This window comes from Paenibacillus sp. FSL M8-0228 (assembly GCF_038007385.1).
Classification (GTDB): domain Bacteria; phylum Bacillota; class Bacilli; order Paenibacillales; family Paenibacillaceae; genus Paenibacillus; species Paenibacillus polymyxa_D.
This window is the reverse complement of the sequence record NZ_JBBOXA010000001.1, coordinates 3,206,944-3,233,457: the sequence shown is the minus strand read 5'-3', so window position 1 is coordinate 3,233,457 and position 26,514 is coordinate 3,206,944. Positions and strand designations below refer to the sequence as shown.

Below are 26,514 nucleotides of genomic sequence, written 5' to 3'. Positions count from 1 at the left end.
TGTTTACAATCCATATGTGTTGGTGTTGGATGCCTTGAAGCCTTAGAAAGAAAACAAGTCATTACACCCGGGTATACTGGCACTTCTAAACCACTCACTCTCGAGAGTGACGAGTCGAGTTTTACATTGTTCTTCCTTATAGGATGGCTGGTTTGATGAATAAATACTATGCGAGAAAAATGATCTTTACTACTTACTACAGCGGCAGGTCGGTCTCTGAAGATTAAGGAAATTCGATTACTGGAAGCTTTGGATGAGAGACAGATTTCTGTTTTGAAAATATGCTAAATGATATTTGAGGAGCATCAGCCAAACAGCAAATTCCGTTTCGATATGGTGTTTTGGTGATTGGTAACAGGTAGTGGAACTTATAGGAAGATAACCAAAAGTCCACATACTAAAAAGAAGGACCCAAAGAGTATAGATACAGAGCCTCTAAATTTCATGTCGTCAATGTAAGCGTCGCTTGGTTCTGAGTCACCTTTGATCTTCCAGGCTTCGTTTGCACGCCATCCCCAAGTGGGAATTCGTTTACTTAAAATACCAAGTGAGAAAAAAATAATCGCGATAAAAATAAGCATGAATCCCATTTGATCAACTCCTTAAGTAAACTATACCAAAAAAGAACGACAGATGGAAAGTGTCGTCCCTCAAGGATAGATGGAAAAAAAGAGGGCTTTGCCCTCCATATGATGGTGTAATGTTAATCTGAATAGGCAACCGCATTAAAACTTTCTATTCCTATTCGGGTGGCATCCGCTGTGCAAAATAAATATAAGGTATACACTAATTCATTTGATGGTGGTAGAGGGACATTGTAATCGGATGCATTAATGGTAACGACCTGTACAGCGTTTGGGTTTGCTTCGGAGACACTAACAGAGTAAAGGGCGTATGCAACAGGAGAGTCGAGAGTGCCTCTAACAATAGAAATAGCAATAACGGAGTCAAAAGGTGGAGTAGTGGGAAATGAAAGCTCAGCAATCCCTGATAATTGTACACGCATATTTTCCCCAGCGCCCGTCACGTCTAAGCCAAGCTCTGCGATGGCAACAGGAGTATTGGCTGGCATGGAGATTGAGATCGTATTACCGTAACTTGCGTTTTGAGATGTTCGAGCATCTAACAATCTAGTCATTATCTCATCTCCTTTTTTGGGTAAAGAATTTGCAAGCTGGAATAGAAAGATACATACTGTGCAGGGGCTGGATCGGTTGATAGTAGGGCTATTAAGCTTTAGAAGGATAAGCAGTAATAATCTAACACGATAGGGTCAGACCTATGCCTATTTTCCCAAGATCAAGTCAACAGCCCAATCTTTTTGGTTAATTGCACAATAAGCTACTTTGACTAGACTTTGGAGGTGATCATTAATTATGTTTAGACATTATTATTGGCAAAAGAAAATGCATCGGAGAAAATTTAGAAGATGTGTAGTTAAAAAAGTCAAAGTTTTACCGAAAGTTATTGTTAAAGGGATCCGAGGACCTCAAGGACCTCAGGGACCGCAGGGAGCGCAGGGAGTGCCGGGTCCACAGGGAGTTCCAGGTGCTCAAGGCCAGCAAGGGCTACAAGGTTTTCAAGGAATTCCCGGACCAACAGGACCCGCAGGAGCAGTAGGGCCAGCAGGAGCAGTGGGGCCAGCAGGACCAGTGGGACCGGCAGGAGCGGTAGGACCCGCAGGAGCAACGGGGGCAGCAGGGCCAGCAGGCGGCGGGATATCAGACTTCTTAAGTGTCTTCCGAGCAGATCCTGGTACGGGAACGGACACAGTTCCGGGTAACTCACCAATTACCTTTACTGGAGTTTTGGCTAATGTTGGTGGTGCATTTACTTTCACTCCTCCATCTACAACGATAACAATCAACGAAACGGGAAGCTATCTAATAGATTTTACAATTCATAACCAAGGTGATGCTGCTTTTAACCTTACCGTAAATGGAATCCCTGTTACTCCTGTTCCCTTCACGGGTAACGGTGGCGGACCAATTTCGGCAGAAGTCATTATTACTGTAGGGGTCGTTCCTACAACTATTCAATTGGTAAATGCAAATGCAACCCCAGCCCAACTTCATAACTTTACCAATACTACTCTTACTATATTAAAGTTGACCGTTTAAGCCATTTTTAATGATATATAGAACATTATATGTAGCCGCTTTAGAAAAGACTGTACGATTTCATATCGTCAGTTTGTCTAATTCACTTATAGTAAGCAGACGAATTTATGGGGGAGGGATTGTATAGCATGGCAAGAGAACGTAGTGGCAGTAATAAGATCCATTAAACACTATCACTACTCCAAAGCCTATCTTTAAAGTTAAAATGGTAAATCCGCAGTAACATTGTAAAAAAAACAATGATATTATTCAAACATTGAAATATGAATGCTAAGAAGGTTAGGAAACTTTTCCTACCTTCTTTTTGTTGTGGCATTTAAAAAAGAAATTTATTCGAACGAAGATCAATAGTAAATCTGGATAAGTCAGACGTTATTCTGTATTTATAGTAGTTTGCGAATGTAGTCCATCCGGCATCGGTTAGCGTCAAAGATGGACATTGGTAGGGCGAACAGTTCCAAGTAACTCCAATCAGTGAGGCATTTTTAACTGGCTGTCAAAAAAGCATCAGCGGGCGTAAATAATTGACCTGAATCACACTAATGGAGATTTGCCGGAGCTACTTGTATCTGTATCGCACACAAGTTCACCAGTGGGAACGTGATCAATATCTGTACTTTACTAAATAGTGAAACCCCTTGGGGCTCTAAGGGATATGGCCCATTGGTGAGATAAACCAAGACACCTTCAAGGTAAATGGAAATTCTCTTTCTGAAAATGCCATAGTGGTAAGCGTAAAGGCACAGCATAGTAAAACAGCAAAGGCAATCGAATCATGAAGCTAAAGATTGCTGACAAATTGTCGAAAACATCAGTAAGTTCTTCAACATTAGTCATTAGAGAATCCAATGTGGCTAAGACAAAGAAGAAATTAGACAGTGTTGAGAAGGCTATAGCTAACTATAAGTCCTTCTCTTTTTCTTCCGAATTAGCATGGTCAGGAAAAGGAGGACAGGCAGAGCAATCTGAAAGATAGGCCAAACTCGAACCAAGGCTACATGAAGACCGAACCACAAAAATTCGGTTAACCTAGAGGAGAGAAACGTAAGGGCGTATATGATGATACTTAGCAACAGTAAAGCAGGCTTATATCTAAAGGGGGTTATCGTTTGAAGCCCAATGACGGCACCAAACATAAAACCAGCCGTTTTGATTCCGATTCCAATAAATAGAATCATCGAAAACAGGACATCAGCTCTCTCAACGATCTTCGGTAGCTGAATTAGTTGTGTAACCTCAAATAAGGGATAGGTGCTTGATGCTGCCCATTCCGGACCTAAAACCAGGATTGTTAGTTCATTCATTACAATAAGGAACACAGCAGTGATCCAGTAAACAATGACGATTGACCGCTGTAATTTACGTTTATCCGTAACAATCTTGAACAGCACAAGAAAAAGAACCGTCTGCCCGAAGGGAAAAGACACGATCTCGGGAATGGCAGCCTTCACTACGGGAGTTAGACCATTCTCCAATACAGGAAATAAAAATTCAAAGTGAATGAGTCCTGTAAAAGGAGTAAGCAATAATAAAATGCCATAACCAAAAACCAATAGAAGAAGGAAGATATGACATAGAAGGAACCAGACCCTCGGTCCAAACCACACTACATCGGCACAGACAATTAACGCTATAAACGTAATAACTTCGGTAGGAGTTCTGTTAAGTAATGTCAATGCGCCGAGCTCACCAATGTCCCTGACACTCCTGGAAGCTTCATAAGCAAAGTAACTGATGAACAGAAGACCACCCAGACTACCTATCCATTTTCCCCAATAATGGCATAGGAGCTCGTACAAATCTCGATGTGGATCAAGTTTATGCATGTATAAATACATGATTAGCAAGACGAAGCCTACAAGTGCGCCGATCAGCATGGCTAGCCATGCATCCTGCTTGGCTGTAGCTCCCAAGAGGAATAAGGTTGTACTGCCAACCTGAAACAAGGAAAAAGCGATAGCTAACCCGGATACCCTGGTGACGGTTTTATTCATACTTTTTAAGCCCCTTTATACAAAATGGGTTAGGTTTGACTTCCGATATGCTTCTGTAGGAGGCCAGGACGCTGAATCCGTGCATCCACTCGAATGTCCAGTTCTATCTTCTTGAATTCCTGATCCCAGTCTTTTTTCACCGTTCCCCACTCCCTTGGGAACCTCCGGTGAATCCGGTCAGCAAAACCAGTTGCGTCTACACCAAGTTCCTGAAGTTTAGCCCAGCCCTTATTTATCGTACTGGTCACTTCTTTTGCAATCTCTTCTTCCAGATCATGTATGGTCTTCGTCTTGGAAATATCCTTAGTGCATGTAGTTTCATTTAAAGTCCCATTAATTTTCACTCCAACCTGCATAGTGTAATGAGAACTGGTTTTTCTGGGTGTAAGCTTTACATTAGCAGAGTTTACTAGTATGGAAGAGTACATTTCCCTACCGGGCTGTTTGCTGCATGGGAACGAAATTTCGCTGTTGTTAATCTTTTGAGACAGATAAGATACACCCAGACTCTCTTCCTTGTTGAGAAACCCTTTGAGCTTTCCTTTTTGGAATACCGCCAATTTAGTCAATGCCAGTTTGAGCGGGGCCGAGGTTTTTTTGAAGACATCCAGACTCTCTGCTTCCTTCACATCCTGATAGTCCCCTTCTCCGGTCAACTCGGCGACCGGTACTCCAATAGATTTGGAATCCGAGTTCATGCTTAATACGAAATCATAAACCCTAACTTTCGGAAACACCGATAAAATATCACTCTCTTTGTCGACTAATTCAGCCATGGCGACGCCTTGAAGTTTTTCAGGCGGCAGTAATTTCTTTAATAGATCGGATGCTAAGCCGTCCGTTACAATCATAGTTACCATCTCCCTTGCTTCCGTATTACGAAGATAAAAATCAATTAAACGGTCCATTCCTTTCTCAGCCGCTCTCTTACCGATAAATACAACACGATTATGTGCTATGTAGATTTGTCTTGATGTTTTTAAATTGCTGTACGATAACGCCTGGTTATAGGTTTTGGACTTTACTGAGAATACATGGGATGCCGGTTGAGAAGATCCTCCCGTTCCTCCTCCGGTACCACTTGCAAGGGCGGAGGGAATAATAATCTGATAGGACATCATCCACTGTCCGTCGTCCATCATATCTACTCCTGTAGCCGCAGTTACCCACAGCTCATTCAGTTCGACTCGGTTCCAGCAACCCGCCAAAATGAATAATATGACCAAGGCCAAAATAAATCTGCCTAATTGGGACATATCGGTTCCTCCTTACGCCATGGGATCTCGGCTGTGTTCCCCCGCTTGTTCTGCAAATGATTCCTGTTCCGTTGCCTGTCTTACTGGATTGACATCCCCAATCATTTTCGGCCGTTTCTTCATCTTCCACCAAGGTACACGCACAAACAGGTCTTTCATATTGCTCGTATAGAAAGGTGCGAGCGGCATCATATAAGGAACGCCGAACGAATTCACAGATACTAATCTAACGAGGATGGGAACCAAGCCCGCCAAAACGCCGTATAATCCAAATAAACCCGCTAACAGCATGAGTCCAAATCTGAGCAAACGAACAGCCCCCGCCATATTGATCGCAGGTAGTACAAAGTTGCAGATAGCTGTGAATGAAACCACAATCACCATAGCTGCAGAAACCAATCCCGCCTGTACAGCAGCTTGTCCAAGAACCAATGCCCCAACGATAGAGATTGCAGGCCCTACGGCGCGCGGCATTCGTACTCCTGCTTCGCGAATAACCTCAAAGGTCAGCTCCATTAGCATTGCTTCAAGCAGGGCTGGCAATGGTGTATTCTCTCTCTGCGCAGCCAAAGTGATGAGCATTGTTGTAGGCAGCATTTCCTGGTGAAACGTTGTTGTTGCAATAAAGAATGAGGGTAATAGCAATGCCAAGAAAAAGGATGCCATTCGAACGATTCGAAGAAAAGATGCCAGATCATAACGTTGGTAGTAGTCTTCACTGGATGCGATGAACCGAAAAAAGGTTACAGGAGCAATCAATACAAATGGAGTCCCATCAACCAATATCGCTACTAACCCCTCAAGCAAGCTGCCTGCTACAGTATCCGGGCGCTCAGTGTTATATATGGTTGGAAAGGGGGTCCATACCCCATCTTGAATAAATTCCTCGATATATCCACTTTCGAGAATACTGTCCGTGTTAATGGAATCTAATCGTCTGGAGATTTCCTTAACCACCTCTGGATCTGCAATGCCTCGAATATATGCCACCGATACCTTCGTCTGCGTGTATGATCCGATAATTCGAGAATCAAAGTGGAGTTCAGTTGATTTGATCCTTCTCCGGAGGAGTGCGATATTGGTGGATATATCCTCTGTAAACCCCTCTTTAGGACCGCGAATTACTGTCTGCGATGTTGGCTCCTCAACCGCTCTTTTAGCCCCCCCGCTCATAGAAGCAGCAAAGGCCTTGGTGCTGCCTTCGACAAGGAGAACCACCTGTCCATAAAGAACGGCATGGATAAGTGCTTTCTCATTTTTAAGGCAAGTGATGCCCCCAATAGGAATACGATCCATCAACCAACTTTCAACATTACGATCGGAGAGATCCCCATTTCGAATACCTGCAGTAAGTTCCTCCAGCAGTGTCGTTAAAATTTGCTGATCAATCAGGCCTTGAAGAAAACCTACAGCGAGAACCGGATTGCCCTGTTTATCGTTCAAACAACGAAGAATGAAATCCGTGCTATGTCCTATTTCCTGCTTCAGCAAGGTCACGTTGTCCTTAAGCGTGCCACTCAGTTCCTTGGATAACTCAGTCGTTTTTTTATCATTAACTGGTTCAGAGCTCGTGCCATTTTTAGATCGTGAAGGCTGCTTAAACAGCCATTTTTTTAACTTGTCAACCATAGCAATACAGTTCCCTTCTAGATAGCGGTTAACTGTAATATGTTGCTATTCCACGATTTATATGTACACACCTTCCAAAAGATGTTTTTATATCAATTTATTTCAACTATGTTTACAATAGTAGAAGCTTTTTTAGTGGCATACGGCAAAAATTGTTGGCCGGTATAGACACAGTCTAAGAGAAGGGCTTGCGGATGTCGTTTTTGTATTGGATGGATTCGTTGTAGCCAAAGACCTTCATTCAGAGTTTTTAAAAGATGAGTCATTTCGAATGGTGGTATCTCCAGATCATCTGCTGGCATCTCGTTCCTCATTGATTGTTGATGACTTTCACAGAGAACAAATTTGGTTGCTTTACCATAGGATTTACCGGATATATCATTTTCTGCGCAAATGCTCTGGCATCGGGAAAAGTGGATTTTCACATCGTTGGCTGCTCTAATACATGTTGCAAAGAATGAATTAAAATCAAATGAAGCATCTGGCTCATAAGAGGAGCACTTGCGAAGTTATTTAAAGCACAAAAAAGTCCTCCGGAAATCACCATTTAAAGACATTCTTGCCAGATGTCATTTTTCGTTGGCTACCGTGAGGGAGGCAGAGCACTTAAATATTGCTTTTTGATAGCTGTCCACTTGACAGGGGTCGCTTCAGTTTGGAGAGGTTTTTACTCTTTTATAAGGGGAGACGATATTATGGAAGCAAAACCCGCTGTAGAATAATATAGCTCTCAGTCTTAGTGAAATAACTATTAGAATGCCCCCAATAGAAAGAATCGGCAGCCATGGATAAGAAAATAAAATAAAATCCTAGACTGCCGATGTTCTATTGAACTCTCGTGTCCCTTAAGTTCAATCGCTTCCCTTTTCATAAAAGTTGTTGTGTAAAGCTTTCTGCCGTTTAAATCATGTCTTACTCCAAGTCACTTTGTAAAATTCTAATCTCCACCGAGTTCAATCGTTTTCGTGGCGACACGGTCATGAAATTCCCGATCATGTTCCACGAATACAATGGTCGGCGTGTACTCAAGCAACAGCTCCTCAATTTGCATCCGGGAAATCACGTCGATAAAGTTGAGCGGTTCGTCCCAAATATGCAGATGAGCCTCCTCACATAGGCTTCTCGCGATTAGAACCTTCTTCTTCTGCCCGCCGCTAAACGCCGATATATCCTTCTCAAACTGGATGCGGGCGAAATCTAGCTTACGTAACACGGCCTTAAATAAGCTTTCGTCAATTCTGTGCTCTGCTGCATAATCGGAAAGCGTTCCTCGCAGATGAGAAGTATTCTGGGATACATAGGAAACGCGAAGCTGAGGCTCCCGTTGAAACGTACCTGTATAATGTAGCGTCTCATCGTTCAGCAGGCGGAGCAAGCTAGACTTACCTGAACCATTTGGACCTGAAATTGCAATCCGATCTCCTGGTTCGATCGTCAGACAAATGTTCTTGCAAACCGCTCTTTCCCCGTAGTAAATCGTGACGTGATCCAGCATAGCCAGTTCCGATTTGGGATACACGAGCTGAGAGATCGCAAGGCTTTCTGACTGTTCGATATTTCGGAGCAATTTCGATTTTTCCTCTAAAGCGGCGTGTTGCCGCTGTTCGATGGATTTCGAGCGTTTCATCATTTTCGCTGCCTTATGCCCGACGTATCCCTTGTCAAGCTTGGAGCCGGAGTTTCGTGTGCCGTTTTTCGATTTTTCGGTCTCGAAAGACCAGCCGCTAGTACGTTTAGCAGAAGCAGATAAACGCTGTATGTCTTTGTACAGCTTTTCGTTTTGTGCCATTTCGAACGTATCTTGGCGAGTTTTGTTCGTCCACCAACTGGAGAAGTTGCCTTTTTGGATTTCGATATTCGTTTTGTTGATCGATAGAATATGATCCACGCAGCGGTCGAGAAAAGCCCGGTCGTGTGAAACAAGAATAAAACCGCGCTTCGTATTCAGATAATCGGCGACAAGCTTGCGTGCGTGCAAGTCGAGATGATTGGTCGGTTCGTCGATGAGCAGAAATCGATTGTCTTGGATGAATAGCACGGCCAGCAATACCTTCGTCTGTTCTCCTTGGGACAGCGATTCGAATGGCCTGTACAACACGTCTTCTGAAACCTTAAGCAGGTTCAGTTCGCGCATCAACTTCCAGCTCTCATAGCTTGGCACGATCTCTTCGACGACGTCTAAGGTCAAATACTCCGGGTGCTCGACGGGAAACGGAAAATAATCAAAGGCGACTGGTGTGGAGATCGTACCGCTGTATTCGTATTTCTCCTGCAACAGGTTTAAGAACGTCGTTTTCCCCCGACCGTTTCGCCCCGTAAAGCCCAACTTCCAGTCTGTATCAATTTGAAAATGAACATTTTCGAATATGGGGTCATAGCTGCCTGGATAGGCAAAAGTAAGATTGGTTACCTGAATGGCGGGCATGGTAGTCATCCTTTCGTTTGGAAATAAAAAAGAACCGCAAGAAAGGTGCTATCTTGCGACTCTAATCCATACGAGGAAATACGGCCCCATTCCAAGGGGCCGTATGACTGTCCGGAGAGGGAGCGCAAACGAAACGCAGACCTTTCTTGCAGAGATGAATAAAACGACCACAGCCGATCGCTGAGTCCGTTCTTTTCGTGATCTCAAAGCAAGAAAGTTCTACATGTATCCGTTCAACTCCCGTCATCAAATTACATCCAGTTTATCACAATAGTAATTTAACTACAACCTGCGTAGCCCTGTTAGGCTGAAGCCTCGCGTAGTTCGACATGCTCCTTAGATTGATTACTGTTATTTAACTATCCTGCTCGTTCGTATTAGGTTGATAACATATAGGTTTTTAAAATACCTAGCGTTATAGCAGCAGAACCAATTTAATATTTAAGTATGGAAGGTCTCTGATAACTCAGGGGCTTATTTTGCGTCTTGAGGAGGTGATGAAACCCATGGCAAAATAAAGTCAACATGGATATATACAACTGGATCTAACAAGACCAGTTGAAGAATTGACTGTTAGTCATTTCTGCTGTCATTGCTTCACAGCCAGCAGGCCGGAAAGAAAAATACTTAAAGGATTGGATATAGCAATAGGAAGTGCATTAGCATAGATACAGGCCCAAGAAGAAAAAGATCAGAAACCAAACGATGATAGCCAAGGAAAAGTTTCCTGAACGGAGAGACGGGGGAAAGAAGGTTGGATGAGTGGGAGATTTTTAAATTTAGTGCCACTTTAGGTAGTAGCGCGGTAACGTATTTCTACGGTGGGTGGTCGGGAGTATTGGGGGTGTTGCTCGAAAGGTATTTATTTTTATAATAGTTGCTGTATCTCATCTAATTAATGGCGTCTTAGGCGATTCGCATCTTTTCCGGGATGCAGTCGCCTATTTTTATATGGCAAATGAGCTGATTGTTGAAAATGGCGGCAGGCTTGGTGCGCCAGTCCCGTCGATCATTCGGCAGGCTGTGGAAGTTTTAAAGAGTAAAAGCGGAGAAAAGGAAGGTGGTGGGGAAAATGCAGATAAGCAAAAAAAGGTATCGCACAGGGAACGACGTATCTCGCTATCAAGGCAATATTGATTGGAACCTGGTCAAAGCGGGAAGCGCGACATTTTGCTGATGTGGTGGATCAGGTAGGCGGTGCAAAAGCGCTGGACCTTCCTGCGGTGATGGATTATGAAAACAACCCCGGCAAGCTGTCCAAAACGCTTATTACTGTGGCGTTGGCCTTCCTGATCAAGCTGGAGCGGATTACAGGACGTAAGCCCATTATCTATACGGGCAATGCATTCGCAGCTAATTTTAATGCTTCATTAGGTGGCTACCCACTATGGATAGCCCGTTACAGTGAAACGCGCGTACCGAGCGATACAGTGACGTGGAAACGTTGGGATATTTGGCAATACAGCGATAGTGGCAAGGTATCCGGGATAAAAGGAAACGTGGACCTGAACGAATTTGATGGAACAACGGACGAGCTGCGTAAATCGATTTGGCGTTATTGTCCCTGGACAAGAGACAGAATCCGTACATCCGGCACATTCCGCGTAAACGGTAAAGAAGCGGGGGAAAGCCCTTCTATATGGCTCCAGAACCTATGTACCGCTGCGGTCTTTGGCAAATGCCTTGGGCGTGTCTTATCGTTGGGACAATACCAGCAAGGAAGCCTATTTAAATGGGTCCAAGCTGCAAACTGTCCAACTTGTAGAGGGTACAGCGTATGTGCAACTCAGACCAATTGCTGATGCTTACGGTACAGTAGTGTCATGGGACCCAAAAAATAAAATTGCAACATTAACGAGAGGGGATAAATAATCATGCAAACAATTATCGAAACTGTACAGCCTTATGTTAATACCAATGTCACAGCCGCTGCTGGTGTAGTACTTACAGCGTTTGTTTTAGGAGGTCTGAACAAACTCAAGACTAAGGTTAACGTGTGGATAGAAGCGCGTACAACGGCAGCGCAACGTGAAGTGATTCATAAAATTGCTGGAGAGAGTTTTGCTCTTGCTCAAACAGCATTTAAAGAAGCTGGGGGAGAACGCAAGCTTCAGGAGGCTTTGCAGTATGCTTCACTTACTCTTTCCAGTCAAGGTATTGTAGTATCCCAAGTAGAGTTAAAATCTGCGATTGAGAAGGCATATCTGGAGTATAAGGCCAAAACAAAAACGGTACTAGCTACTGAAGAACAGCCAAACGAGGATGCAGTACAGGCCAGTTAAGGAGGCTTTATCTGGTCTGGCTGCAAAGCTTAATGATTTCTTGGCTCAGGCTACGGCAGAGGTATCATCCGGTCAGATTCAGACTGCAACTGAGTCTATTCAAGAACCAACAGAATCAGTACAAGCGCCTGCTTTGGAGCAAGGATAATACGGCTAAAGTTACAAAGTAAACACTAAACAGATAAGGAAAGCCGGAAAGATAGCGTAACTTGCTCCTTTCCGGCTTTTTGGCATGTTGCTAATCAGAGCAATTACTTGTTCAGCAGCATGAAGTTATTGATGAAACCCTCTTCTTGTATAAAGATGGGGGTTTGAATTTTCGATGTGAAATCATAATAATATACGCCGCGCCCTTCCTCCTCATTTTTCTCAGAGGCGCTACCCAAATAGTAGACACCCTTGCCGTCGGGGGACATATAGACAAATTGGCGGGTTAAAATAGGCAACTTTATTTTGGTACGTTTACCTGTTGCAATATCAACCAGACTATACTCGGGTTTGCTGTGATTAGTTAGATTGGTAGTTACGAGAAGTAGTTTATCATTACTGCTGGACATTGATGATATTTTCTCTTTTCTCAGTGTGATGATAGAGCGTTCTTGCTTGGTGACGCTATTGATTTCTGTAACCTTGTTGTCCGGAGGGGCCATGATGGTTTGTGTTCGGTTTGAGATGACTCTTTGTTTCTCGTGCTCCTTATCTGAATACTGTGAACTGTAAATTGTTTTTTTGTCTGGATTATAGGTGATAGACCAAGTGGTAGTATCATCCTGATTTTCATCATGCATAATTTGCATGGTACGGGTTGCTTTATTATAGAACATAGTTTTAAGTATCCGCTCTCCTTTTTTGACCGCAACCAGGACGAGGGGGCCGTCTGGAGTAGTTGGTACAATACGATTGATGGCAAACAAATTATCGGTAAGCTGTTCGGTTTTTTTCGTAGTCAAGTCATACGAAAATAATTGGTCTCCCTTATCACCGACATCAGCAGAATAATAAATTTTGTGATCAGGCAAGGATACCACAGAAAGCGGGTATTGAGAGGTATACGGAACATCAGCCAGCTTGGTTATTTTTTTACTGCTTAAGTCGTACGTCATAACTCGCATAACCATGCCTTGATATGCGTTCTTCCCATTCACATATTCTGTATAGGTCATGGATAGATATTGGCCCTGACCGGCTAGAGCTGTCTTTTCCCCTGATTGGTTTTTTTGGGGTACAGCAGATTCTGCTGGTGGGGTAGAAGAGGGGGAGCAGGATGACAATAAAGCTGGCACGAGCAGGGAAAGTATAAAGAATTTGTAGCGGCGTGTTCTCAAAACGATGCATTCCTTTCTGAAATAAGTGATGAATCAAACTGAATATAATGCGAAAGGGGAAAAGGATAGGAACGAGACCCTATCCTTTTTGCTATAAAGATATTAGAAATTATAGGAGTATCTACCTGAAAATGAAGTATACGAATGCCATGTTAAACCTAGATCCTCTACACCAGTTTTCCAAATATCAACGATTGCATCTGGAAGAGATCCATTGTCAGCTTTATTAAAAGTGGCTACGATATCATTATCAGTATTCCTTACCCGAATTTCTGTCCCAAACTCGGGATTATCAATGGCCCCTTTTGTTGCGCAGTCACCTCTTCGGAGAGTATTGCCATTCTCACCTTTCTGGTCCGTGAAGTTGGTTCCTCTCCCTGTGCCTATAACAGAGCCATGCTTGTCTCCACTAATAGAAATTACATTATTAGATGCTCCGTATCTGTAATCCCCAGCTGGGTTTCGTGTTCCGCGTGGCAATGCATTAAGTCCATAAACATCCGAAGATAGTCTATTTTCTTTTGGCAGGATAATGTCCTTGATAAGACCTTCACCATCATAAATTACTTTTAGTCCAGGTTGTGGGGCAGGGTTTTCAATATGGTATACGGGCCGGGGTGTCTTGTCTTCTTCGATTTTCTTAATCATTGCTTCTTCTTTTTCCGATTCAATTTGTTGTTCAGCAGTAAGTGGGGCAATAGCGGCTGGAGATTTTTCTGATTCAGGTACAGGAGTCCCTTTTTCCACTATAACCATATTATTGTTATCATCGTATTGAATGATGGTATCTGCTAACATGCGGTCAGGTATTTTATCTCCTTTCTCAGCATGGGAGATAGCTGGACTGACGACTCCCCAAGAGATGAGTAGCGTTGCAGCCAGAAAAGCTCGTGGTAGAAACTTTACTTTCATAACAAAATGCCTCCTTGAAATATTTGTAAATACATAGCCAGCGTAAAGGACTCTACTGATATTGTCAACCTTTTTATGGCATATATGAATATATTTAATAGATTCGTGATGGGTGGGTATAGGCTTGAAATGAAAAAAAGGTAGGTTATTGACAACTGTTAAATTATGATCAACAATTGGATGCAATAATATAAAAGTTTTGGAATTTCTGTGTGAAAGGTGGATATGACATGAAGCATACACCTACGATTCGGGCGGAATTAGACAGATACCTACAACAAGAGGGATTGAGCATAGCACAATTTGGGCAACTTGCAGGCATGAATAGGGGGGCGGTAAGTGCCATTGTGTCAGGAAATAAGTCTATGTCTGTTAATCAGATAGATCGCATTACCGAGGCTATGGGTTTACCTGAGGGCTATTTTTACGACTTGTTTATAGAAAACTTCATCATCGATTATCCTCCGAATATGAGGCGAATTGAGCCATTTTTGTTTCGATGTGCGGAGTTGGACAAGTTAGATGCGATCCGTCGAGTGGTGGGAGCCATCATGGACAATCTACTGTATTCACCCAAGCTATTTGAAATTGCAGAGGAATTGCTGGAGCAGGGAAGACATGCGGCTGCATTGTTGCTCTATGAGGGGGTAGCTGAAGCGGAGAGGTATCAACATTCTGAACGCCTAGCCATCTGTCAATATCGTATGTTCAAGATTCAGATTAGAGATGATCAGGAAAGAAATTTACAAGCAGCGCTCCAGTTTGAGTCATATGTCAAACGTCTCGACGCTATAGACCAGTTAGATGCCTTTGTAGATTTGGCTAATGTATACCGATCTTTGCGTAAATGGGAACGGGTTGAGAAAGTTGCTAAAGAATTAAGAGCTTTAGGCGAAGCGCAATATTCTATGGCACACTCTCTTAAAAGAGAACGAGGTAAGATGCCTTTGCGACCATTATTCTTTTATATAACATTCAGTGGTTCACTTATTGGAGGCGCTAACTATGAACAAGGAAACTATGAGTTAGCATTGCAAGCAGCCTATGAATCTTGTGACTTGGATTGGGTTAAAGAGAACGATGAAGAAACATTGCGCTGGAAAAATTTATTTCGGGAGTGGGGCCAGGCTAATGTGTATTTGGCCAAGCTTATGGCTGGAGATATAGAAGTACTTCCCTTATATACTGATCTCATCTCAACAAATAGAGAGGAATTACTACCAGGCTTGTGGAATATAATGGTTGTAGCCAATCGTTATAAGTTAAATGTAGACGGTCTTCTAAGTCAATTTGAGTGGGAAATATCCAACATACATGATCAAGAAGGAAGACAAACTAATGACAAGCAGAATATTAATGATCAGCTTGTTGGCCTTTTGAGTGAATTAGCTGACTATTATTTGACCAAAGGTCAGTACAAAAAGGGAATTAGTTACTTATTAGATTGTATGAGAATATCCACTATAGTCAATAATGAGCACTCTATTCTTCGTTGCGTCAGAATGTTTGAACGTTGTCGGCAATTTGTCTCAGATGAAGTAAAAGTGCAATATCGTAATTTAGTGGAAATGGGGTAATAGTATGAATCGCTTAATTAAAGGGCTGTTCGCGACTACTTTTTTATTGGTGTTAGCAGCAAGCGCACAAACAATGAGTAGCCAAGATTTAATTATGCCAAAGACTGTCTCTAACGGCGGTATCTCAGTGTTTGGCTGGCATGTAGGAAGTTAGAGCGTTTGTATAAATAGTATGGAGTGTTTGTTCATATGCAGTCTAATAATTGAAAAGGTGTGGATGAACAATGTTAAAAAAAATGGCTCTGATGATCGTCGCGGCTAGCTTTTTGTTAATTGTTACTGTACCTATTCACTCGCATGGCATAGAGCCTCAAGTACAGCATGAAGGGGCTTAAACGTAAGTAAAGCAAATCCCCGCTACCCTTAATTATTGGTAGACGTGGATTGTCTTGTTGAAGGAATTAACATACCATTCACCGAATAGCTATTTGAGGTGATCAGCATGAACCATACATATAAAGTGTTAAAGTCGGATATCGAACTATTTGCAGCTTCGTTAAACCAGGTAAGAGCATATGTAGTACAGCCGTTGGGCGAGGGTTTGATAAATATCGTGGATTACGGTGGAGCAGCGGAGAAGATTACACCGGAGTCGATCAAGATTAACGGATCTTATTTCTTACGTAAGCAGTTTGAATTTAGAGTAGATGTGAAAAAGGACTCCGCTGGTATGTAACCAGTATGGAGTCCTTTGTTATTATTGTAATTCTACTAGCGGTATAAACGGCCATCACCAAAGACATTACTAACTCCACCATAATTAGTGATTACTATTTTATATGTTCCTTCTGGCACATTGGTAAACGTCCTGATTGTATTTGTATTTGTGAATGTTCCGTTTATAAAAATGCTTTGTGAGTAATCACTTGATTGTAATGTGTATTGAATTACAGGACTATATTTTGAATCAGCGGTTCTTTGGTGGACGGATATGTTGACGTCGCCTGATCCATTAATTTGGAATGGTGCACTAGCAACCTCATTAGCCAAGTTTGTAAATGTGAATGTTTTTATGATGCCTGCAGCACTTAAGGTTTCCTGGGTTGCATCATTAGAGAATTGTAAACTCGCTTGAGGCACTACTTGATTAGATGAAATCGTGCTTTCTTGCTGAGTTATTTCTGTAGATCCGGCTGATACACTAGGCGCTAAAGCTCCGAATAACAAGCCCACAGAAAGAATAGTAGGCAATGGTTTTCTCATAATAAAACCTCCCATTTTTTTATTTCAATTTACATATTCCACTTAGTTTTATCATTATCCTTTTATATAACTGTGATTGTTATGTGAACTCAAACGTATAGAACGGCAGTTTGTAATATAGTTATTTATTATGCGACAACATGCACGATACTTCGACATAACTCTTCATTTAGTATAGAGAAGATTCAAATTACTATGGAGGTGTCATATGATCAGAGGAATCGCGCGAGGATTAATTGTATTTTTACTGGCGGCTATCTTTTCCGTACAAGGCGTCTATGCTGAACCGGCAGCAATCAGCCAACAAGCAGCTGGATATACGTTGGAGTTTCCAAGTTCACGGTATCCTGAAACCGGAGCACACATAAGGGACGCTATTGTAGCCGGACATTCTGCGGTATGCACAATCGACCGTGATGGAACTGAGGAAAATAGGAAGAGTCGCTCAAGGGCTATCCAACTAAAAAAGGATATGACCGCGATGAATGGCCAATGGCAATGTGTGCAGAAGGTGGCGCAGGCGCTGATATTCGATACATAACCCCTAGTGATAACCGGGGAGCAGGATCATGGGTAAGTCACCAGTTAGATAAGTATGTTGATGGAACAAAGGTGAGATTTATAGTGAAATAAAGATAAGAGACTCTAACGGTTCGCTACCAATAGAGTCTTTTTTATATCCAATAAAAAATAAATATGCAAAAATATAGAACATATTTATAGATAAGCAAGTTTATGTTTAGACACATTTTTAGAATTAATTTACCTTAGTAATAGTTCAACAAACCCTAGTAGGAGGATTTAATGTGAAGTTAAATTTTATGAAGAGGATAAGTATTTTGTTAGGCATTTTATTGTTTGCAACGAGCTTGATTTTAAATTCAAATACGTATGCAGCGTCGATCGGTGAGAGATTAACTTCTCCCGAAGAAGGTTGGGAAAGATATGACGATATGGACCCTGCCATTAAGTATGAAGGTAGTGGATGGGCATATGTTACAAATGAATCTAATAGTGTTTATGCAAAAACAGGTCACTATATGAAACTATCTGGAGCAACAACAAACGCCATAAAATTCAAATTCTATGGAACTAAATTGCGAATTATTGATCTTTATTGGACCAATAGAGTAAACAATGTGACCATAGAGATCGATGGCAAAGTTTCGACATACAATCCAAATAATCCTGCAAATCTGTATCAAGTACTTGTGTATGAAGTCTTAGATCTACCATCCGCTGTTCATGAAGTAAAGTTAACTACGAATAGCACAAACAACACATTTTCGCTTGATGCAATAGATACAGATGGAAAATTGGTTGATATCTACACTCCCATGAATCTTGTAGCCTCCCCTGGAGACGGTCAAGTTACATTAAACTGGGGGCAGGTTCAAGAAGCTGATGGTTACACAGTCAAATATGGAACAGAATCAGGGAAATATACTGAAACTGCCACAGCTACAAAAGACGTATATGGAAACTTCGTCATCCCAGGTCTGACCAACGGAACAAAATACTATTTTGTGGTCAGTGCTAAAGTTAAGGTAGTAGATTCTAAATATTCCAACGAAGCATCTGCAACTCCACAAGGGGGAGGCGGTCAAACTGATCCTGAGCAACCTGCAGGAAACCGTGCAATTTTAGTAGTCACCATGACAACAGGATTAAAAAAAGAATTCGACCTAAGCATGAAAGAGGTGAATGATTTTATTGCTTGGTATGAGGGCAAGCAGGCTGGTTCTGGATCGGCTTCATATGTGATCAATAAACATAATAACAATAAAGGACCTTTTAGCAGTCGCAAGGATTACATGCTGTATGATCGCATTCTGACTTTTGAAGTAAGTGAATACTAAATAATACGCAACACCAGGCCTGAAAAATGGTAGGGAAAAGATCGTATTTTCTATAGAAATTGTTGGTACCTACCCAACGAACCAGAACGAAGATGATCTCATGAACAACGGTCTGTCCATTTGCGGGTAACATACATTGTAGTCAATTACTGTTCAATAGATTACTTAGGGGGAATATTTGTGAAGATCGGTTTTACTAAGAAATTTGGTATTTTGTTTGGAGTTCTTCTGTTTGTAATGGTTACGTTTTTAAACTCAAGTTCCTATGCAGCTACATTAGGTCAGAATCTTTATACTCCTGAAGTGGGTTGGAAACGTTACGATGATACGCATAAGTTCATCAAATATCATGGATCATGGCTTATATTCAAAGATGGGATCAAACTATACAATGGGGCCATTCATCAAACAACTGATACCGATGCGTACATTTCTTTTTCCTTTAAAGGTACACAATTGAGGATTCTATCAGATAATTGGGATACTAAAACTAAAAGAGCCGTAATCTCGATAGATGGAAATGTTGAGTATTTTAGTGAACATTCTAAGGCTGCCGGACAAACACTCGTTTATGAGAAGAAAGCTTTGACAAATGCGATTCATGAAGTAATGATTAAGTTAGAAAGTGACGATGGACACTTAAATTTAGATGCGATTGATATCAATGAAGATGGAATGTTTGTAGATAATGAGGCTTCGATAAAACTTAATGCTACTGGAAATAATAGTCAGGCTACTTTAAACTGGGACCAGGTTCAAGACGCTGAAAGTTACACGGTAAGATATGGAACTGAGTCTGGTAAGTATACGGAAATAGTAACAGCAACAAAAGATGCATATGGAAACTTTGTTATTCCCGGTCTAACTAACGGAACGAAGTACTACTTTATTGTAAGTGCTAAGGTGAATGGCGTTGATTCTGAATACTCCAATGAAGCTTCGGCAACTCCACAAGGAGGAGGTAGTCAACCTGACCCAAAGCCAACTACTGGAGAGCGTGTAATTCTGGTAGTCACCATGACAACTGGCTTAGAGAAAGAATTTGATCTGAGCATGAAAGAGGTCAATGACTTTATCTCCTGGTACGAAGGCAAACAGGCGGGTTCTGGATCAGCATCCTATGCCATTAATAAACATGACAATAATAAAGGTCCATTCAGCAGCCGTAAGGATTACATGCTGTTTGATCGTATCCTAACGTTTGAAGTAAGTGAATACTCTAAATAAATAAAAAGCTCTGCTAACCTTAATTGGTCGGCAGAGCTTTTAACGTTTCTAACAGGTTCGTGTTAGGCTGAATTATATTTCGTTTTAGCTTCTTCATATAATTTGCCGAGGTTACGAAACTCAATTGATGTCCTTTATCACGTTGAAAATATGTTTACTATTTAATATTTTTCGTATATATTAATATTTGGAAATTAGTCTTCATAAATTTTTCCTGCAAAACCAGATTAATTTAACAAAGGAGATTATTTTAATGAGTATTTCATTAAGAATAGAACGCAAATCCGGTGGTGAGCCAATTGAGTTTGTAAAAGGTGAAATCACTGGCTTTACTTATAAGAATAATAGTTCCATAAACCTTTCAGCTAAGTCTCCAAACTTGGCTCATTCGCTACATATTCGAAGCAAAATTCCGCTTCATTCGCTTCCTTCAGTTATAGACAATGCGGATAATTCCAACATGCTGTATACATGGGCAAATACAGAATATAAACCTGATAGTGAGGATTACTATCGCAAATGTAATATCCAAATCGTTAGAAATGAAAACACAATCCGAGATATTACGTTTACACACGCTTATGTAGTAAAGTATCAAGAACAGATTGATACCAGCAAAGAGATCCTTGAGTTTGAACTCGTTCTAAAACAAAAAGAAGATCAATTGGGAAAAATTCAATACAGTCCTCAGTTAGAACCTAAGGAAACAAGAGAAAAGGATCAGTCTGATGTCTCGCAAAAAGTACTGGAAGGTGCATATAGTAAGAATATGTTAGTGTATGCAGGAAATATTACTTTTCCGTTTGAAAATCCTATGGTAGAACTAGAAAAGACTTGGGTACGAGGCGTAGAGAAGGTAAAAGATTCGACAGATACTGTAATACATTATCCTGATCGTAAAGCATTTACATTAGTAGCTGTTCCTATAGCTCGAAAGAAGTACGGAGACATCACAGCCAATTTACTTCAACATTCACTTGATTACAAACCAGGACATTTACACTTTAACGAGTGGTCGTATGAGGCGCAGCAAATTAAAAAATCCAAAGAACATAATATGTATGTAATTGATAAAGCAGTACAAAAAGCTAACGACAAAAAAGTTAAAAGTTTTTCAAGTGATGGGTCTATTGCAATTGAAAGTGACAGAGATTTGTATAACGCTTTTCACAAAATGAAGTACAAAATAGATGGAACATATGTAAAAGGACAATGGGAAATTACTACAATATATTATGATAAATATAATTTTGAATATAATTTTAAACAAATGTTTACTGGGGACAACAAACTCGGTTGGGCTGCGGCCAATCTAACAAATTTAATGGAATCATGGGGAACACTCAATGAGTATACATCTTATGTTACAGTAACTGATACAAAAAAGGCTTGGAAGTGAGGTGTGAATTGCAGATGAAACGCAGATACAAGATTTACATCTTGATCTCTCTACTAGTTATAACTACTACTATAATTTTTCTAGCGAATTCTGGAGACGATACGATAAGGAAGTACCCATATGGCAAAGATACGTTAGAGTTTTTTGGAGATGGGACTTTTCAGATTTACAGGGGAGGAGGATCGGGTGATCCTCCAATACTATACACTCATCAAATTGAAGCTCCTAATTCAGTGATTGATAACGTTCTGTCTTATAAAATAGAAAAAAATATCGTATATGTGGTTGGTGAAAATAGCTTCATTAAATTGGATTCAAGTACCAACACATACGAACAAAAGAAACTGATTTCTGACTTTACTTCCAAAGATAGAGATATATTTAATGAATTAATGGAAAAATAGAAGCTATCATAAGTAAATGTGATAGCAAGGGAGCTTTAACTTGTTCACAAAGGTTAACTTAACATGTGCTTTAGTTGAGTTATTGTTATGTAAGTATTTTAAATTTATAAGAGAATGGTTACCACCAGTGGTGATATTATGATTATTAAAATTGAAGGTTTCTTTTTTCAGAATTTGATTACTGGTCCCCTATGCACACAAGAAGAACTATATCAAAAGTATATACAAGCAAAAATGCTGAGTCTTAATATTAGAGATTTACCTGATATATTTTGTCGACTTCATAATTTTGATCGATTACGTTTTGAAGATGACACAGAGGTTGGTTTCGTGATTGATACAGATACGGACAGGATATACAGACCGATATATTGATGTTTAAAGCGATGTATTCGAAAGATATCTTCCCATCTCCTTTAATTACAAGTAATGAAGGACTCACATAACTGGCTACTATATTCGATTTTATAATCAAAGTCGATCACAACGAAAGTTAAATAAGTTGCCTCCGAAAGAATATCGAAAGCAGCTTATAGTCTAGGGGCTTTTTTCCGTGTCTATAAAATGGGGACTTGACCACTAGCTAAGCTAGTGTTTTTTTATTTACCTGCATGCCCTATCATAGAACGTATTTAAACATATATTAAGGTAACGACAAATAAAGGAGGTTAAAAGAGATGGGTGCCTATGAAAATACAGGTGGCGGCGGTGTATGGACTTCTACAGCGGCAATTTTAGTGCTCTTTATTCTCTTAGTTATCATCACTAAATCACTTTGGGTTTAGTTTGTAAAAAGAACTGTTGGAAAATATCATTTCACTCATGGATATTCAATAGTTGAGCCCATTGAGCGCATAAGCTATTTGGCAATAGCCACCGTATTCGCTTCTCTTTCGGCAAATACTTGGTGGATTCCTGCCATAATAGTTTTGCGCTTATTGTATTTCATTTTATCTTTTCAGTAGCGAGTCAAGACCACTGCTGGCTTATCAGGCTTCTGTTAGATAAAATTCTCAAAGAGGTGGTAGGATGAAGGTTGAAGTAAACAAATGTAATTGCAGCATCAAAAAACCAATATATCTAAAGAGTAATGTTACTATTACCACAGTGGGTAAGGGGGCTACAGTGCTGCAAATTGATGCTAACTAGGGATAATGGAGCTTTAACTTCGAACAATTCAAACCGGGCATTGAATGTAATTATTAAAAATTTAACAGTGCATGGTGTAGCAACAACCGAGCCTGATAAAGTGCCAAGTTATGTTAGCATTACAAATTATGGTATTCTGTTGGAAGGTAGTAGCTATGTGAACGATAAGGTACTCTTTGAGAAAGAACATAGAGATTAAAAATACAAATATGGGGCTCCATATAAAAGGATTTTCCGACGTAACGGTACAGAATAGTGAATTTCACGACAACGGTGGGGGTTCTAAAAAATCTAGCCAAAGTCCATACATGTATTGTGACGATACGTGAGCTTTAGCTTTAACTAATTGCCCAAAAAGTACCAATAACTCACAATAATGACCTTGCCAGTACGAAATCACAACTAATACATATGGAGAAGTTAGTACCTAGCGAGTGAAAGTTAAGACTGTGAAACTGCTATTAACGGTTGGCAAACCGCTTGACAACGATTGATCCACGCCGGATCGTAGCCTTTTCCACTGCTCTAAAGTCGGCTTGATTCCAAAAGTGTATTTAAGTAAGTGAATACTCTAAATAAATCGAAAAGCTCTGTTACCCTAATTGGTCGGCAGAGCTTTTAACTGTTCACGGTTTTTAAAATATATCCAGGTATTCTTTCTGGAATTTGATGAAATCTTGCACACTGTCGTGATAGGTAAATCTACCGCCATTTTTATCAATAATCCAGTTGATATTCTCGTCATTTAACAAGATTCCATACATGCAGTGATGAAGCAGTTCAATTTGCTTTTCATCCCTAATTCGGATCAAATGTTTTTCTTGTTCGATAATGAGGTACCATTTCGTTTCTGTTTCATCTACATCCGCATCCACATACAGTATTGATACCGACAAGGGGAATGGCCAGTCAAACCATTGTCCTCGCTTGTCTTCTCTATAACCTTCAAATGCCATGGTTATTCCCTCCTACTTGGATAATTTCCTGATTAGTTTAAATGTATCTAACGTGCTGCGATTGTACGCTTAATTAGGTTCTTGTCTTATCCTACTGGCACAGGAATATCGCCCCCATATTCTTCTCCTTGGCTTCACGTACACCATCATAAACATCTGTAAAAGTTCAGTGTCACTTTGGCAACCGTCTAATTCCGCTATTGTTGCACAATAGTTGTATCCGCTTTTATCGTTCATTGTTCTGATCTGTACAGTATACGGAAAACGACAGGTAATAAAGAAGCTGAACGCTTTGTTACCCGATATCAAAACGCTATTACCAATACTGTACAATTATTCTACTGAGCAATGACGTGGTCCAACATGAAGGACTGGAGATAAGAACAGGTAGCAGTGTAATGGACATAAAGGCGCGTCTGCTGGTTTTGGAAGAGGGGACCACAAGAGCGATATACGCTCTATATTGTAATCATAGGGGGCTGGGATGGTGACCAAAAGATCATTACATTTTCTCGTATGGAAATAGGCGCTGTATTAAACCTCCAATGATATGGAGCAAGGATACACTCATGTCTTGAATGTATCTTATTTCTGGAGGGTCAAAAGTGAAAACCCCTTATTCACAGTCCGTTTTGAGCTATAACCAAATTTTAATGTGGCTTTGTGTTCTTTCGTTATTTAGTGTGTTAAATGAAATGGTTCTTAATATCTCTTTACCTGATATTGCTGATGATTCAATAAAACACCTGCCATTACAAATTGGGTGAATACTGTCTTTATGCTAAGCTTTTCTATATGAACAGCTGTATACGGAAAGCTATCTGATCAGTTAGGTATTAAAAGGTTGCTCCTGTTTGGAATCATAGTGAATTGCATAGGATCATTAATTGGATTTGTGGGACATACTTTTTTTCCAACACTTATCTTGGGGCGATTTATACAAGGGATTGGTGCAGCTGCATTTCCTTCACTTGTGATGGTCGTAGTTGCTCGCTATATCCCAAAAGAAAACAGGGGAAAGGCATATGGCCTCATCGGGTCTATCGTAGCAATGGGTGAAGGGATAGGACCGGCTATTGGTGGGGTGATTGCTCATTATATTCATTGGCTTATTTACTGCTTCTTCCTGTTTTAATGTTTGTAACTGTTCCCTTCCTGTTTTAATGTTTGTAACTGTTCCCTTCCTGATAAAATTATTGAAAAAGGAAGTCATTTCAAAGAGCTCGTTTGACATTGCAGGAATCGTGCTTATATCTCTAGGTATTGTATTGTTTATGTTGTATACAACTTCTTACAGAATTTCTTTTCTGGTGATAAGCGTTCTATTTTTCTTGATCTTTTTAAAACATATCAGACAAGTAACCAATTCTTTTGTTGATCCTTCATTGGGGGAAAATACTGCATTTATGATAGGAATCCTTTGTGGCGGGCTTATGTTTGGTACCGTAGCTGGATTTGTTTCTATGGTCCCTTATATGATGAAAGACGTTCACCACTTAAGTACCGCAATGTTTGGCAGTGGAATTATTTTTCCTGGAACGATAAGTGCTATTTTCTTTGGTTTTCTTGGAGGAGCACTTGTTGATAAGAAAGGTTCCTTACATGTGCTAGCAGTCGGCGTTGCATTTCTTGCCGTCAGTTTTTTGGTAGCTGCTTTCTTTATTGAAATGACACCTTGGCTGATGTCTATTATTCTAGTCTTTGTTTTCGGTGGTCTTTCTTTTATTAAAACAGTAATATCCACTATTGTTTCAAGTAGTTTAAAACAAGAAGAAGCTGGCGCAGGAATGAGCTTGCTTAATTTTATAAGCTTTTTATCAGAAGGAACGGGGATTTCAGTTGTAGGAGGCTTATTGTCAATACGTCTTATTCATCAAAAATTTATACCAATCATTAATTTTCCATCTGCTTATTTATATAGCAATATGTTATTGATTTTTTCAGTGGTCATTATAATTAGCGGGATTTTATCTGTTATTGTATATAAACGTTCAGTTTCAGATTCCTGATAAGAGCAAAAAAGGATTACATGCTGAAAATGATCGCATCCTCACGTTTGAAGTAAGTGAATACTCTAAAAATAAATCAAAAGCTCTGCTAACCTTAATTGGTCGGCAGAGTTTTGTGTGCTGATCAGTTTGATTTTACTAGAAGATACGGGAAAAGTAGCAATGCAAAGTGTGCGTACAAGATGGTATTGTTTTTAAATTCGGCCTTATTACAGAAGGATAGGTTAATTTGAATGCTTAAACTTATAATACCAAAAAATCGCTTTCTCATGGGCTGTGGAAAAGTTAGAATATAGCATAGTATCAACTCCGCCGATTACAAAGTTATTTTTAGCATAGAAACGACAAGCTAAAACATTCACATCCTGTGTTTCAAGCATAAGGCCAACAAGATTATTCTGCTTAGCCCACTCGGTTGCTTTACTCAATAAGGCTGCTCCGATTCCCTTGTGTCTCCAGTCTTTAGCAACGGCAATATCCTCAATTAGAGCATAGCCGTTCCAATTAGTACAAAGTTTAATTTTCCCAACACAGTCGTTCTCATCATAATATAAGAAAATAGATTTTCCTTGTTCATTAATATAACTGATATCGACGTCATCATCCTCATACTGTTTAAAATATGGTTCGGGAAAACTTTCTTCTATATATGTCCAATTGTTGTTCTCGTATTTAGGTATAATCCTTCCTGACACTATAAAGCCGTTATTCTCATTTGACTTCTTAAAATCCCCCATATTTGAAAGTGACAATTTAATTATCATGGCTTGTCTCCTCCTGGTTTAATT

The 26,514-nt window shown here is 40.3% G+C and carries 24 protein-coding genes and 3 pseudogenes; 16 read left to right on the top strand and 11 right to left on the bottom strand.

Annotation, left to right across the window (positions count from 1 at the left end; translation table 11 throughout):
* Positions 1 to 368 precede the first annotated feature (368 nt).
* Positions 369 to 590, bottom strand: coding sequence for a DUF6199 family natural product biosynthesis protein (locus tag MKY98_RS14265; protein WP_069010594.1), 222 nt, complete (start codon positions 588 to 590; stop codon positions 369 to 371).
* A 113-nt stretch (positions 591 to 703) separates the two neighbouring features.
* Positions 704 to 1,138: a hypothetical protein gene (locus MKY98_RS14260; protein ID WP_029517855.1), complete on the bottom strand. Its 435-nt coding sequence runs from the start codon at positions 1,136 to 1,138 to the stop codon at positions 704 to 706.
* Between the two features lie 238 nt (positions 1,139 to 1,376).
* Between MKY98_RS14260 and MKY98_RS14255 the strand changes: the two genes are divergently transcribed.
* Complete coding sequence (locus MKY98_RS14255) at positions 1,377 to 2,120, top strand: BclA C-terminal domain-containing protein (RefSeq protein ID WP_069010593.1); 744 nt, start codon at positions 1,377 to 1,379, stop codon at positions 2,118 to 2,120.
* Positions 2,121 to 3,016: 896 nt separating this feature from the next.
* Here MKY98_RS14255 and MKY98_RS14250 read toward each other — a convergent pair.
* The 4 genes from MKY98_RS14250 to abc-f form a co-directional block, all read right to left on the bottom strand.
* On the bottom strand, positions 3,017 to 4,114 hold the full coding sequence (locus MKY98_RS14250; RefSeq protein ID WP_029517853.1) for a GerAB/ArcD/ProY family transporter: 1,098 nt from the start codon (positions 4,112 to 4,114) through the stop codon (positions 3,017 to 3,019).
* A gap of 29 nt (positions 4,115 to 4,143) precedes the next feature.
* A complete protein-coding gene (locus tag MKY98_RS14245) occupies positions 4,144 to 5,370 on the bottom strand; it encodes a Ger(x)C family spore germination protein (RefSeq protein ID WP_029517852.1) in 1,227 nt (408 codons plus the stop codon).
* Positions 5,371 to 5,382: 12 nt separating this feature from the next.
* Positions 5,383 to 6,999, bottom strand: coding sequence for a spore germination protein (locus tag MKY98_RS14240; protein WP_069010592.1), 1,617 nt, complete (start codon positions 6,997 to 6,999; stop codon positions 5,383 to 5,385).
* A 937-nt stretch (positions 7,000 to 7,936) separates the two neighbouring features.
* The gene (abc-f, locus tag MKY98_RS14235; RefSeq protein WP_069010591.1) at positions 7,937 to 9,424 is read right to left on the bottom strand and encodes a ribosomal protection-like ABC-F family protein; all 1,488 of its coding nucleotides are present in this window, start codon (positions 9,422 to 9,424) and stop codon (positions 7,937 to 7,939) included.
* An 825-nt stretch (positions 9,425 to 10,249) separates the two neighbouring features.
* On the opposite strand from abc-f, the gene MKY98_RS14230 reads away from it, so the two are divergent.
* From MKY98_RS14230 to MKY98_RS14215, 5 genes and pseudogenes are all read left to right on the top strand, one after another.
* The gene (locus MKY98_RS14230) at positions 10,250 to 10,561 is read left to right on the top strand and encodes a phage holin family protein (RefSeq protein ID WP_256026039.1); all 312 of its coding nucleotides are present in this window, start codon (positions 10,250 to 10,252) and stop codon (positions 10,559 to 10,561) included.
* 11 nt (positions 10,562 to 10,572) lie between these two features.
* Positions 10,573 to 10,971, top strand: a pseudogene (locus tag MKY98_RS27090) (glycoside hydrolase family 25 protein); the annotation flags it as partial.
* A 124-nt stretch (positions 10,972 to 11,095) separates the two neighbouring features.
* Complete coding sequence (locus tag MKY98_RS27085; RefSeq protein WP_397376019.1) at positions 11,096 to 11,296, top strand: stalk domain-containing protein; 201 nt, start codon at positions 11,096 to 11,098, stop codon at positions 11,294 to 11,296.
* A 2-nt stretch (positions 11,297 to 11,298) separates the two neighbouring features.
* The gene (locus tag MKY98_RS14220) at positions 11,299 to 11,706 is read left to right on the top strand and encodes a phage holin, LLH family (RefSeq protein ID WP_245231630.1); all 408 of its coding nucleotides are present in this window, start codon (positions 11,299 to 11,301) and stop codon (positions 11,704 to 11,706) included.
* Entirely contained in the window at positions 11,687 to 11,854 is a 168-nt protein-coding gene (locus MKY98_RS14215) for a hypothetical protein (protein ID WP_245231631.1), read from the top strand. The genes MKY98_RS14220 and MKY98_RS14215 overlap by 20 nt, the downstream gene beginning before the upstream one ends.
* Positions 11,855 to 11,957: 103 nt before the next feature.
* Here MKY98_RS14215 and MKY98_RS14210 read toward each other — a convergent pair whose 3' ends face one another.
* Complete coding sequence (locus tag MKY98_RS14210) at positions 11,958 to 13,031, bottom strand: hypothetical protein (protein ID WP_245248882.1); 1,074 nt, start codon at positions 13,029 to 13,031, stop codon at positions 11,958 to 11,960.
* A 102-nt stretch (positions 13,032 to 13,133) separates the two neighbouring features.
* Positions 13,134 to 13,943, bottom strand: a complete 810-nt coding sequence (locus MKY98_RS14205; protein WP_245231633.1) for a hypothetical protein — start codon at positions 13,941 to 13,943, stop codon at positions 13,134 to 13,136.
* 230 nt (positions 13,944 to 14,173) lie between these two features.
* Between MKY98_RS14205 and MKY98_RS14200 the strand changes: the two genes are divergently transcribed.
* On the top strand, positions 14,174 to 15,520 hold the full coding sequence (locus tag MKY98_RS14200) for a helix-turn-helix domain-containing protein (RefSeq protein WP_208332695.1): 1,347 nt from the start codon (positions 14,174 to 14,176) through the stop codon (positions 15,518 to 15,520).
* A 442-nt stretch (positions 15,521 to 15,962) separates the two neighbouring features.
* Entirely contained in the window at positions 15,963 to 16,196 is a 234-nt protein-coding gene (locus MKY98_RS14195; protein ID WP_208332704.1) for a hypothetical protein, read from the top strand.
* A 35-nt stretch (positions 16,197 to 16,231) separates the two neighbouring features.
* On the opposite strand, the gene MKY98_RS14190 is transcribed toward MKY98_RS14195, so the two are convergent.
* Complete coding sequence (locus MKY98_RS14190; protein WP_069012688.1) at positions 16,232 to 16,723, bottom strand: hypothetical protein; 492 nt, start codon at positions 16,721 to 16,723, stop codon at positions 16,232 to 16,234.
* 208 nt (positions 16,724 to 16,931) lie between these two features.
* On the opposite strand from MKY98_RS14190, the pseudogene MKY98_RS14185 reads away from it, so the two are divergent.
* The 7 genes and pseudogenes from MKY98_RS14185 (at position 16,932) to MKY98_RS14160 (ending at position 22,397) form a co-directional block, all read left to right on the top strand.
* A pseudogene (locus MKY98_RS14185) lies at positions 16,932 to 17,356 on the top strand (NucA/NucB deoxyribonuclease domain-containing protein).
* 173 nt (positions 17,357 to 17,529) lie between these two features.
* A complete protein-coding gene (locus MKY98_RS14180; RefSeq protein WP_069012687.1) occupies positions 17,530 to 18,582 on the top strand; it encodes a fibronectin type III domain-containing protein in 1,053 nt (350 codons plus the stop codon).
* A gap of 180 nt (positions 18,583 to 18,762) precedes the next feature.
* Positions 18,763 to 19,809 carry a fibronectin type III domain-containing protein gene (locus MKY98_RS14175; protein WP_069012686.1) on the top strand — a complete coding sequence of 349 codons (1,047 nt, stop codon included), beginning with the start codon at positions 18,763 to 18,765 and terminating at the stop codon, positions 19,807 to 19,809.
* A 253-nt stretch (positions 19,810 to 20,062) separates the two neighbouring features.
* Positions 20,063 to 21,208: a hypothetical protein gene (locus MKY98_RS14170; protein WP_208332706.1), complete on the top strand. Its 1,146-nt coding sequence runs from the start codon at positions 20,063 to 20,065 to the stop codon at positions 21,206 to 21,208.
* 14 nt (positions 21,209 to 21,222) lie between these two features.
* Positions 21,223 to 21,612: a hypothetical protein gene (locus tag MKY98_RS14165; RefSeq protein WP_029517406.1), complete on the top strand. Its 390-nt coding sequence runs from the start codon at positions 21,223 to 21,225 to the stop codon at positions 21,610 to 21,612.
* A gap of 442 nt (positions 21,613 to 22,054) precedes the next feature.
* Positions 22,055 to 22,153 carry an IS3 family transposase gene (locus MKY98_RS27080; protein WP_416145682.1) on the top strand — a complete coding sequence of 33 codons (99 nt, stop codon included), beginning with the start codon at positions 22,055 to 22,057 and terminating at the stop codon, positions 22,151 to 22,153.
* Positions 22,154 to 22,289: 136 nt separating this feature from the next.
* Positions 22,290 to 22,397, top strand: coding sequence for a sporulation protein YjcZ (locus MKY98_RS14160; RefSeq protein ID WP_080658622.1), 108 nt, complete (start codon positions 22,290 to 22,292; stop codon positions 22,395 to 22,397).
* 999 nt (positions 22,398 to 23,396) lie between these two features.
* On the opposite strand, the gene MKY98_RS14155 is transcribed toward MKY98_RS14160, so the two are convergent.
* Complete coding sequence (locus MKY98_RS14155) at positions 23,397 to 23,717, bottom strand: hypothetical protein (protein ID WP_029517409.1); 321 nt, start codon at positions 23,715 to 23,717, stop codon at positions 23,397 to 23,399.
* Between the two features lie 605 nt (positions 23,718 to 24,322).
* Here MKY98_RS14155 and tet point away from each other — a divergent pair.
* Positions 24,323 to 25,726, top strand: a pseudogene (gene tet, locus MKY98_RS14150) (Tet(L)/Tet(K)/Tet(45) family tetracycline efflux MFS transporter).
* Positions 25,727 to 25,950: 224 nt separating this feature from the next.
* On the opposite strand, the gene MKY98_RS14145 reads toward tet, so the two are convergent.
* Entirely contained in the window at positions 25,951 to 26,490 is a 540-nt protein-coding gene (locus MKY98_RS14145; RefSeq protein ID WP_039271259.1) for a GNAT family N-acetyltransferase, read from the bottom strand.
* Between the last annotated feature and the right edge of the window lie 24 nt (positions 26,491 to 26,514).

Bases quoted from the DNA above. Each gene is read 5' to 3' on its own strand.
- MKY98_RS14255 (WP_069010593.1), top strand. From the start codon at position 1,377: ATGTTTAGACATTATTATTGGCAAAAGAAAATGCATCGGAGAAAATTT.
- MKY98_RS14195 (WP_208332704.1), top strand. From the start codon at position 15,963: ATGAACCATACATATAAAGTGTTAAAGTCGGATATCGAACTATTTGCA.
- MKY98_RS14170 (WP_208332706.1), top strand. From the start codon at position 20,063: ATGAGTATTTCATTAAGAATAGAACGCAAATCCGGTGGTGAGCCAATT.
- MKY98_RS14155 (WP_029517409.1), bottom strand. From the start codon at position 23,717: ATGGCATTTGAAGGTTATAGAGAAGACAAGCGAGGACAATGGTTTGAC.
- MKY98_RS14265 (WP_069010594.1), bottom strand. From the start codon at position 590: ATGGGATTCATGCTTATTTTTATCGCGATTATTTTTTTCTCACTTGGT.
- MKY98_RS14250 (WP_029517853.1), bottom strand. From the start codon at position 4,114: ATGAATAAAACCGTCACCAGGGTATCCGGGTTAGCTATCGCTTTTTCC.
- MKY98_RS14245 (WP_029517852.1), bottom strand. From the start codon at position 5,370: ATGTCCCAATTAGGCAGATTTATTTTGGCCTTGGTCATATTATTCATT.
- MKY98_RS14165 (WP_029517406.1), top strand. From the start codon at position 21,223: ATGAAACGCAGATACAAGATTTACATCTTGATCTCTCTACTAGTTATA.
- MKY98_RS14220 (WP_245231630.1), top strand. From the start codon at position 11,299: ATGCAAACAATTATCGAAACTGTACAGCCTTATGTTAATACCAATGTC.
- MKY98_RS14240 (WP_069010592.1), bottom strand. From the start codon at position 6,999: ATGGTTGACAAGTTAAAAAAATGGCTGTTTAAGCAGCCTTCACGATCT.
- abc-f (WP_069010591.1), bottom strand. From the start codon at position 9,424: ATGCCCGCCATTCAGGTAACCAATCTTACTTTTGCCTATCCAGGCAGC.
- MKY98_RS14145 (WP_039271259.1), bottom strand. From the start codon at position 26,490: ATGATAATTAAATTGTCACTTTCAAATATGGGGGATTTTAAGAAGTCA.
- MKY98_RS14205 (WP_245231633.1), bottom strand. From the start codon at position 13,943: ATGAAAGTAAAGTTTCTACCACGAGCTTTTCTGGCTGCAACGCTACTC.
- MKY98_RS14190 (WP_069012688.1), bottom strand. From the start codon at position 16,723: ATGAGAAAACCATTGCCTACTATTCTTTCTGTGGGCTTGTTATTCGGA.
- MKY98_RS14160 (WP_080658622.1), top strand. From the start codon at position 22,290: ATGGGTGCCTATGAAAATACAGGTGGCGGCGGTGTATGGACTTCTACA.
- MKY98_RS14260 (WP_029517855.1), bottom strand. From the start codon at position 1,138: ATGACTAGATTGTTAGATGCTCGAACATCTCAAAACGCAAGTTACGGT.
- MKY98_RS14215 (WP_245231631.1), top strand. From the start codon at position 11,687: ATGCAGTACAGGCCAGTTAAGGAGGCTTTATCTGGTCTGGCTGCAAAG.
- MKY98_RS14200 (WP_208332695.1), top strand. From the start codon at position 14,174: ATGAAGCATACACCTACGATTCGGGCGGAATTAGACAGATACCTACAA.